Consider the following 1,887-nt stretch of genomic DNA (forward strand, 5'->3'; position numbering starts at 1 on the left):
AATAAAAAAGCAGCAAAAGCATGAAGCCCTTGCTGCGCGGGATAACAAATTGATTACTCAACTTGTTTCCTAATATTTTAAAGAAAAAACTTGTTTTTTGACACAGTACCTATGAGTAGTTGCGTGGGTTAGCACTTAACTTTGCAAGTACACACCAAGCTGAAAATCCGCGAGGATTTTCAGAAGTAGGCGAGAACAAGCAATTACTTATAGCCATTGTTGTGCGTAGTTTTTTATTCCTGCGTTAATATCAATTCTTTTAATTTTTCAAGTTGCATATCCGATAGCCAAAGAACCTGATTGAGGTCTCTTTCAATTTTGATATCGGGTTCTGTTCCGTAACCGTCCAAAATTTCCCCATTCTTTTGAAAAGAAACCATTGTACTTATTTTTCCAAATAGTTTTGAGTTTGGCAAGTCAACCCATTCGCTGTTTCCACTTGAGCCGTCTGTTGTTACTCCTGCAATTTTGATGTTTGGTAAGCCCTTGAAAGCAGAAACGAAAACAGATGCTGCACTAAATGTTTTTTCATTGGCTAAAATATAGACAGGTTTGTTATAGTAAAAAGTTGATTTACCTAACTTCTTTCCATTCAACAATCCAAAATAATATTCGCTGTATTTGTTTTCATCCAATGCATAGATTGGCTTAAAACTTTTTAAAAATTCTGTTGCCTTTTTTTGTTCTTCATCGTCTAATTCGGATAAGGTATATAAAAAACGGTTGTGTAAACTTTTTTTGTAATCTTCTGGTAATGGAAGTGGACCTCTTTGTTTAGTAGCATTTACAACATATATAGAATCTGGATGTATTAAGTATTTTGCGAATTCATACAACAAATCACGGGTTCCGCCACGGTTGGCTCTTACATCAATAATCAAGGCTTCGCTATCATTTTGGATTGATTGCATAAAGGAATTGACTTTGTCAAAATGAAGAGGTGCTTCATCTTTATCAACCATTTCGGGAATTTTGATATATGCAATGTTTTCTTTTATGCTAAAGAGCTTTTCGATTATTACAGGTTTATTATAATCTTCATCTTTTACTCTAAGATAATCTACCTCAAAACTTTCATCCCAAGGTCGTTGCCTTTGTGATTTATTAATTGGTGTAACAGTTAAAATAATGTCATTGTTGAAAGTAGAATCTGAAAGTGTCAATTCTATTTCTTTAGAAAGTGTTTTATTGAGAAGTGTATAATTTTTTTCAATGTCCCGAATATCTCTTACAGCATATGTGAAATAAGTTTCTTGCGGTGCTTTTATGTCTTCTGGTCGTGTTTTTTGTAGGAAATCTTTAATATCAATTCCGTCAATTTTTTTGAGATAAGGAAATTTAGGATTCAGTATTTCTAACTTTTTATTTTGATTTTTATTTAAAACAACAACTCTATCATTTACAGGTGCGTAAATGAATGGTAAAAACAGCAATTCCTTTAAATCATAACCTCTTATTCCACTTAAGGAAGAATGTCTGTCTCCAATTTTTGCTAAAGTATTGGTAATAAACATTCCAAAGTTTTCAAGTCGGGTGGAATCGCTTAAAGTTTTTAAATAGTTTTCAAAATCGGTATTGAAATCATAGCCATTTAGGTAAACATAGGAAGACTTTTCATTTAAAGTCTTTTTCAGAAATTCAATATCTTCAGTTATTTGTTTTTTACTGAGTAAATCCTGCGCTTGTGAAATGGCAAAATTGAGAGTCAATATAATTGTAAAAAGGATTTTTAATTTCATTTATGATGTTTTCTCAAATTACGCACAACGGCCAGGCGGGTATTGCGAGTAGCGTCTCAAAGTATTTGAGCTAGCTACGATAGCAATTAGACGCTATTGGTCCATACCCGCTAGATATGTCCAGTTCCGACATCGTGTTGTTCCGTCT

General features: G+C 33.1%; 1 protein-coding gene. It reads right to left on the reverse strand.

Features of this window, described 5'->3' with window-relative positions; genetic code table 11:
• Positions 1–233 precede the first annotated feature (233 nt).
• Positions 234–1,739 carry a S41 family peptidase gene (locus ACFSQJ_RS14335; protein WP_377767661.1) on the reverse strand — a complete coding sequence of 502 codons (1,506 nt, stop codon included), beginning with the start codon at positions 1,737–1,739 and terminating at the stop codon, positions 234–236.
• Positions 1,740–1,887: the final 148 nt, after the last annotated feature.

Origin of the sequence: Croceitalea marina (assembly GCF_042684265.1) — a bacterium.
GTDB classification, from domain to species: Bacteria; Bacteroidota; Bacteroidia; order Flavobacteriales; family Flavobacteriaceae; genus Croceitalea; species Croceitalea marina.